Annotated in this window: 6 protein-coding genes; 4 read left to right on the top strand and 2 right to left on the bottom strand. The window is 70.4% G+C overall.

Features of this window, described 5'->3' with window-relative positions; genetic code table 11:
- Positions 1-117: 117 nt before the first annotated feature.
- Both ACFV61_RS00710 and ACFV61_RS00705 read right to left on the bottom strand, forming a co-directional pair.
- Positions 118-1,749, bottom strand: coding sequence for a hypothetical protein (locus ACFV61_RS00710; protein WP_063348952.1), 1,632 nt, complete (start codon positions 1,747-1,749; stop codon positions 118-120).
- Complete coding sequence (locus tag ACFV61_RS00705) at positions 1,746-2,633, bottom strand: ABC transporter ATP-binding protein (protein WP_380423800.1); 888 nt, start codon at positions 2,631-2,633, stop codon at positions 1,746-1,748. The genes ACFV61_RS00710 and ACFV61_RS00705 overlap by 4 nt, the downstream gene beginning before the upstream one ends.
- Before the next feature lie 253 nt (positions 2,634-2,886).
- Here ACFV61_RS00705 and ACFV61_RS00700 point away from each other — a divergent pair, with 253 nt between their 5' ends.
- The 4 genes from ACFV61_RS00700 to fusA all read left to right on the top strand — a co-directional run bounded on the left by ACFV61_RS00700 (position 2,887) and on the right by fusA (position 6,867).
- Complete coding sequence (locus ACFV61_RS00700; RefSeq protein WP_380489256.1) at positions 2,887-3,456, top strand: DUF1707 and DUF4190 domain-containing protein; 570 nt, start codon at positions 2,887-2,889, stop codon at positions 3,454-3,456.
- A 421-nt stretch (positions 3,457-3,877) separates the two neighbouring features.
- Positions 3,878-4,249: a 30S ribosomal protein S12 gene (gene rpsL, locus ACFV61_RS00695; RefSeq protein WP_014144289.1), complete on the top strand. Its 372-nt coding sequence runs from the start codon at positions 3,878-3,880 to the stop codon at positions 4,247-4,249.
- Between the two features lie 2 nt (positions 4,250-4,251).
- A complete protein-coding gene (rpsG, locus tag ACFV61_RS00690; RefSeq protein ID WP_030055803.1) occupies positions 4,252-4,722 on the top strand; it encodes a 30S ribosomal protein S7 in 471 nt (156 codons plus the stop codon).
- Positions 4,723-4,761: 39 nt separating this feature from the next.
- On the top strand, positions 4,762-6,867 hold the full coding sequence (gene fusA, locus ACFV61_RS00685; protein ID WP_363369328.1) for an elongation factor G: 2,106 nt from the start codon (positions 4,762-4,764) through the stop codon (positions 6,865-6,867).
- Positions 6,868-7,081: the final 214 nt, after the last annotated feature.

Here is a 7,081-nt window from a genome sequence, read left to right as displayed (position 1 = left end):
CGCGGGCTGCCCCTGGGTGTGCCCCTGCTCTCCTCCCCGGCCGGGCCCACCCCCCCTTGTTGCCGGCGCGCCGGCCCCTTTCGCGGGCACCGGCCGCTCCGGGGTGACGCAGGCGACTCAGCGCTCGACGGCCTTGGCCAGGATCTCCGGGGCGCGCTCCAGCAGCCGCCCGGCCGCGAAACGGATGCCGAGGGCGGCGATCAGGGCGCCGTAGAGCGGGCCGACCACCAGGACCGGCCAGGTCGGGCCGGCGGAGAGCAGCGCCCAGCCGAGGTAGCCGCTCACCGGCAGGGAGAGCAACGCCACACCGAACAGCGAGCCGAACTGGTTGACCAGCACCAGGCCGCCCTGCCCGGGGGCGGCGTTGCGCATCGGGTTGCTGTCGGCCGGCATGGTGTACGGCGCGAGCACGCTGAGCGTCGCGCCGAGCGCGACGCCGCAGCCGAGCAGGGCGAGCGCGAGGCCGAGTGCGGACGGCAGGCCGGCCCAGTCGCCGGTGGCGGCGGCCAGCACGGGCCCGAGCACCAGCGTCACCGGGATGGCGTACGACAGCACCGCGTAGGCCCGGCCGCGCAGCTCGTCCCGGGCGTCGGCCGGGGTGAGCAGGGTGGCGGCGACCATCCAGAACGCCGAGCCGTCCATGCCGAACAGGTTGAGCATCTGCAGCCCGAGGAACATCCCGGTCATCGCCAGCAGGTAGACGCTCGACCAGCCCTGGACCATCGACAGCACGCAGATCACCAGCGTCATGCCGATGCTGGTGAACACCGCGGCCTTGGCCCGCGGCTCCCGCCAGGCGTACCGGAGGTGGCGCTGCATCACCGCGCCGGCCCGGCCCTCGGGCAGGAAGCTCCAGCCGCGCGAGCTCTGCACGCCGCGGGCCACCTCCAGGGTGGAGGAGTCGGCGGTGACCATCAGCTCCTGGAGGCTGCCGCGCCACCAGCGCAGCAGCAGGGCGAGCAGCGCCGCGGCCGCGGCGAGCTGGAACAGCGCCAGCCCGTACCGCCCCTCGCCGGCGGTGCGGGCCGCGTCGGCCGCGCCGACCGGCGGCAGCCAGCGCAGCACGGAGGCGATCGGCGCCAGCGGGCTGAGGTCGAGGTGGTCCCCGGGTCGGCCGAAGACGCTCTGCGAGCCGACGTTGGCGGCCTGCACGAGCAGGGCGAACAGCAGTCCGCCGAAGATCGCGAAGTCCTTGCCGCGCCGGCTGGAGAGCATCCGGGCGTTGCCGGCGGCGACCGCCCGGGAGAGCGTGACCAGGCAGAGCACGGCCAGCGGGACGCCGACCAGTGCGGCCGCGGCCGAGGCCCCGCCGTTGGCGCCGGACAGCGCCGCGCCGGTCACCAGCACCAGGCTGACCAGCGGGCCGGGCCCGATCAGCGCGGCCAGCAGCGAGCCGCGCAGCAGCGGTCCGGGCCGCAGCGGGAGCATGGTGAGCCGGGTCGGGTCGGCGCTCTCGTCGCTGGAGAAGAGGAACAGCGGCAGCGCCGCCCAGCCGAGGGTGAGCACGCCGAGCAGCATCACCCCGGCGTCCCCGGAGCCGTCGAAGCGCCCGTTCATCATGGCGAGGGCGAAGGCGATGCCGGCCGCGAAGGCCAGGCCGAGGACGCCGCCGATGACGTACACGGCGGTCCGGCCGGGGCTGCGCCGCAGGCCGTTGCGCAGCAGCCGCAGCTTGAGTGCCACCAGGGCGCGGACCACCGTCCGCCCGTCGGGCACCGGGGTGCGGGCGGCTGCGGGGGCGGTGCTCACTGCCCGCCCCCGAGCTGCGCGCCGGCCTGCCCGCCGGCCTGTCCGCCGAGCTGCCCGCCGCCGGCCGGCGCGTTCCCGGCCGCTCCGCCGCCGAGCCAGCCGAGCGCCTGGCCGTCGTCCTCGCGGACGCCGATCAGGCCGAGGAAGGCCTCGTGGAGGCTGCGCCCGCCGCGCACGGTGTCCAGCGGGCCGTGGGCGATCACCCGGCCGGCGTTGACCACGGCGACCCAGTCGCAGAGCTGTTCGACCAGTTCCATCACGTGGCTGGAGAAGACCACCGTGGATCCGGCCGCCGCGTACCGCTTGAGCACGCCGCGGATGGTCTGCGCGGAGACCGGGTCGACACCCTCGAAGGGCTCGTCGAGGAACAGCACGTCGGGGTTGTGCAGCAGCGCGGCGGCCAGGCCGATCTTCTTGCGCATGCCGGTGGAGTAGTCGGCGACCAGCTTGTCGGCGTCGCGGGCGAGGTCCAGGACGGCCAGCAGCTCCTCGGCGCGGCGGTCCACCTCGGCGCCGGGCAGGCCGCGCAGCCGCCCGTTGTACTGCAGCAGTTCGCGGCCGCTGAGCCGCTCGAACATCCGCAGCCCCTCGGGCAGGATGCCGATCCGGGCCTTGACCGCGACCGGGTCGGCCCAGACGTCGCCGCCGTGGATGAGGACGGTGCCCTGGTCGGGCCGGAGCAGGCCGGTGGCCATGGACAGCGTGGTGGTCTTGCCGGCGCCGTTCGGACCGACCAGGCCGATGAAGGAGCCGGCCGGCAGCTCCAGGCTGAGTCCGGCGACGGCGGCCTGGCCGCCGAAGTGCTTCCACAGCCCCTGGATGCTGACGGCGGAGGGGGGAACGGGTGCGGGGTGGTCGGACGGCGGCGGCGCTGACGCCTGCATGGCGGCCTTCTCTGTTCGCTGGCGGATGGGTGTCTCGGACTCAGCCTGTCACTGCGGAAACGGGCTGTCTCCCGAGTTGAGGATCCCCTGAGCGAGTGGGCCGAACGGGTGAGGCGCGCCGTCCGGACGGCGCGTTACGGCGGGTGCCGGGCTGGAATTGGCAACTACTCAGCTCCGCCGTTCGTCCTGCACTATGAGGGGCAGTGAGGGACAGCGAGGGGCGCGGGGCCGCGCCGGGTGCCGGGAGGTGCGGATGGCCGTTCAACCGTGGGGAGCCTCGGACCCTGGCGAGCCGGATCGCGGCCCGGCCGGGGGCCGGCAGCCCCAGCCCGTACCGCAGTCCGTCCCGCAGCCCGGGTTCCACGCGGGGATGCGCGCCGGGTACGCGGACCGGGACCGGACGATCGACGTGCTGAAGGCCGCGTTCGCCGAGGGCCGGCTCTCCGCCGAGGAGTACGAGCAGCGCCACGAGCAGGCCTCCGTCGCGCAGACCTACGGCCAGCTGGCCGGGCTGGTGTCCGACCTGCCCTCCGGCCCGATGCCGGCGCCGATGGCCTTCGCCGCCCCGCCCGTCCCGGCGACCTTCCTCCCGCCGCCTCCGCCGCCGGTTCGCTCCACCAACGGGCTGGCGGTCACCTCACTGGTCTTCGGTCTGACCGGCCTCTCGCTGCCCGCGGTGGTCGTCGGGCACGTCGCGAAGGCCCAGCTGAGCCGCCACGACCGGGCCGGCGACTGGGTCTCCACCCTCGGCCTGCTCTTCGGCTACGCGGGCTGCGCGCTCTGGACGCTGCTGCTCCTGGTGGTGCTGCAGGTGCCGGTCTGAGCGGGTCGCCCTGGGCGCGGCCCGCCCCGGTGGCGGCGGTCGGCGGGCTGTGGTAGAGCGGGTGGAGGGCGGTCCGACACCGGGTGGTCGCGTCCGGGACACTCCTGGGACATCCGGCCGAAGGTCGCGACCTGCGGCGTTGCATTTGTTTTGACCGCGCCCGATGCGCTAGGTACGCTCTGACCTTGTGCCTGGGGTGTCCCCGGGTCCTTGTGCGTGCATGCACACCGGTCGCCGCGCCGAGCCGGAGCGCCTTCCAGCGCCCCGCGCGTTGAGCGCCGTCGCTGTACATCAGCTCATGGGATTCCGTGTCGGAATAAGCCCAACACACCCGACCGCGTGGGTCGACCACGGGGCCGTGTGCGGGGGATCACCGCAGGTTAGTTTTACCAAGCCTTGGCACACAGAAAACGGAGAAACGGTGCCTACGATCCAGCAGCTGGTCCGAAAGGGCCGGCAGGACAAGGTCGAGAAGAACAAGACTCCCGCGCTGAAGGGTTCCCCGCAGCGTCGTGGGGTCTGCACGCGTGTGTACACGACCACCCCGAAGAAGCCGAACTCGGCTCTCCGCAAGGTCGCCCGTGTGCGCCTCACCAGCGGGATCGAGGTCACCGCTTACATCCCGGGCGAGGGCCACAATCTGCAGGAGCACTCCATCGTGCTGGTGCGCGGTGGTCGTGTGAAGGACCTTCCTGGTGTCCGCTACAAGATCATCCGCGGTTCGCTTGACACCCAGGGTGTCAAGAACCGCAAGCAGGCTCGCAGCCGCTACGGCGCCAAGAAGGAGAAGTAAGAATGCCTCGTAAGGGCCCCGCCCCGAAGCGCCCGGTCATCATCGACCCGGTTTACGGCTCCCCGGTCGTCACCCAGCTGGTCAACAAGATCCTGCTGCACGGCAAGCGCTCCACCGCCGAGCGGATCGTCTACGGCGCCCTTGAGGGCGTCCGTGAGAAGACCGGCTCGGACCCGGTCGTGACGCTGAAGCGCGCGCTGGAGAACGTCAAGCCGGCCCTCGAGGTCAAGTCCCGCCGTGTCGGTGGCGCGACCTACCAGGTTCCGGTCGAGGTCCGTCCGGGCCGCGCCAGCACCCTGGCGCTGCGCTGGATGGTCGGTTACTCCCGCGCCCGTCGCGAGAAGACCATGACCGAGCGCCTGATGAACGAGATCCTCGACGCCAGCAACGGCCTGGGCGCTTCCGTGAAGCGTCGCGAGGACACCCACAAGATGGCCGAGTCCAACAAGGCCTTCGCGCACTACCGCTGGTAGTCCCTACCCCGTCACTAGACAGAGAGAGAACGAGCCACCATGGCTGCAACCTCCCTTGACCTCGCCAGGGTCCGCAACATCGGGATCATGGCGCACATCGACGCGGGCAAGACCACCACCACCGAGCGGATCCTGTTCTACACCGGCGTCTCGTACAAGATCGGTGAGGTCCACGATGGCGCTGCCACCATGGACTGGATGGAGCAGGAGCAGGAGCGCGGCATCACGATCACGTCGGCCGCGACGACCTGTCACTGGACGGTCGACGACGTCGACAACACCATCAACATCATCGACACCCCGGGTCACGTCGACTTCACCGTAGAGGTGGAGCGTTCGCTGCGCGTCCTCGACGGTGCCGTGACGGTGTTCGACGGTGTCGCCGGTGTCGAGCCCCAGTCCGAGACCGTGTGGCGGCAGGCTGACCGCTACGGCGTCCCGCGCATCTGCTTCATCAACAAGCTGGACCGCACGGGCGCGAACTTCTTCTTCTGCGTCAAGACCATCGTGGACCGCCTCGGCGCGACCCCGCTGGTCATGCAGCTCCCGATCGGTGCCGAGGCGGACTTCAAGGGCGTTGTCGACCTTGTCCGCATGAAGGCGCTGGTCTGGTCCGCCGAGGCCGCCAAGGGCGAGATGTACGACATCGTCGACATCCCGGCCGAGCTGCAGGAGCAGGCGAACGAGTACCGCGAGATGCTCCTGGACGAGGTGTCGAACGTCAGCGATGACGTGATGATGCTCGCCATGGAGGGCGAGGACGTCCCCGAGGAGCTGCTGTACGAGGCGATCCGCAAGGGCACCCTGGAGTCGGCCTTCACGCCGATCTTCTGCGGTACCGCGTTCAAGAACAAGGGCGTTCAGCCCCTGCTCGACGCGGTCGTCAAGTACCTCCCGTCGCCGCTGGACATCGAGTCGGTTGAGGGCACCAAGCCCAACGACCCGGAGACCAAGATCACCCGCAAGGCCTCGGACGACGAGCCCCTGGCCGCGCTGGCGTTCAAGATCATGTCCGACCCGCACCTGGGCAAGCTCACCTTCGTCCGGATCTACTCCGGCCGCCTGGAGTCCGGCACCTCGGTGCTGAACGCCGTGAAGGGCAAGAAGGAGCGCATCGGCAAGATCTACCGCATGCACGCGAACAAGCGTGAGGAGATCGAGTCGGTGGGCGCCGGCGACATCGTCGCCGTCATGGGCCTGAAGCAGACCACCACCGGTGAGACGCTGTCCGACGAGAAGAACCCGGTCATCCTGGAGTCCATGGACTTCCCGGCCCCGGTCATCCGCGTCGCGATCGAGCCCAAGTCCAAGGGTGACCAGGAGAAGCTGGGTGTTGCCATCCAGCGTCTCGCCGAGGAGGACCCGTCCTTCCAGGTCAACACGGACGAGGAGACCGGCCAGACCATCATCGCGGGTATGGGCGAGCTGCACCTTGAGGTGCTGGTCGACCGTATGAAGCGTGAGTTCAAGGTCGAGGCCAACGTCGGCAAGCCGCAGGTCGCGTACCGCGAGACGATCCGTCAGGCCGTCGAGCGCATCGACTACACCCACAAGAAGCAGACCGGTGGTTCCGGTCAGTTCGCCAAGGTGCAGATCGCGATCGAGCCGCTCGAGCAGGCCGAGGGCTACGAGTTCGTCAACCAGGTCACCGGTGGCCGCGTGCCGCGGGAGTACATCCCGTCGGTCGACGCCGGTTGCCAGGAGGCCATGGAGTTCGGCATCCTCGCCGGCTACCCGCTGCAGGGTGTCCGCGTGAAGCTGCTCGACGGCCAGGCGCACGACGTCGACTCGTCCGAGCTCGCGTTCAAGATCGCCGGTTCGATGGCGTTCAAGGAAGGCGCGCGGAAGGCCAAGCCGGTCCTCCTCGAGCCGATGATGGCCGTCGAGGTCACCACGCCCGAGGACTACATGGGCGACGTGATCGGTGACATCAACTCTCGCCGTGGCCAGATCCGGTCCATGGACGAGCGTCACGGTGCCCGCGTCGTCACGGCGCTGGTGCCGCTCTCCGAGATGTTCGGCTACGTCGGTGATCTGCGCAGCAAGACCTCTGGTCGCGCGAGCTACTCGATGCAGTTCGACTCGTACGCCGAGGTTCCGAAGGCCGTGGCGGAGGAGATCATCGCCAAGGCCAAGGGCGAGTAAGGACCGGCTCCAGCCGGCTCCCTACGAGGCCGCGGCCGTCCCGATATTTCGGGACGATTGTGAACCCTTAGGCTATTAGGAGGCGTCCCGGGAGAAAACGCTCGGCTTATACCCGGGGGCCGCCGGCCCCCCCCCCCCCGGCCGGGTCGACCTTCATACGGCCCCCACCGCCCACACCCCAACAAAATACCACAGAAATGCGCACCGCCTACAA

The sequence above is a fragment of the Kitasatospora sp. NPDC059817 genome (assembly GCF_042731835.1).
In the GTDB taxonomy this organism is placed as follows: Bacteria; Actinomycetota; Actinomycetes; order Streptomycetales; family Streptomycetaceae; genus Kitasatospora.
This window is presented reverse-complemented; position numbering and strand designations above follow the sequence as displayed.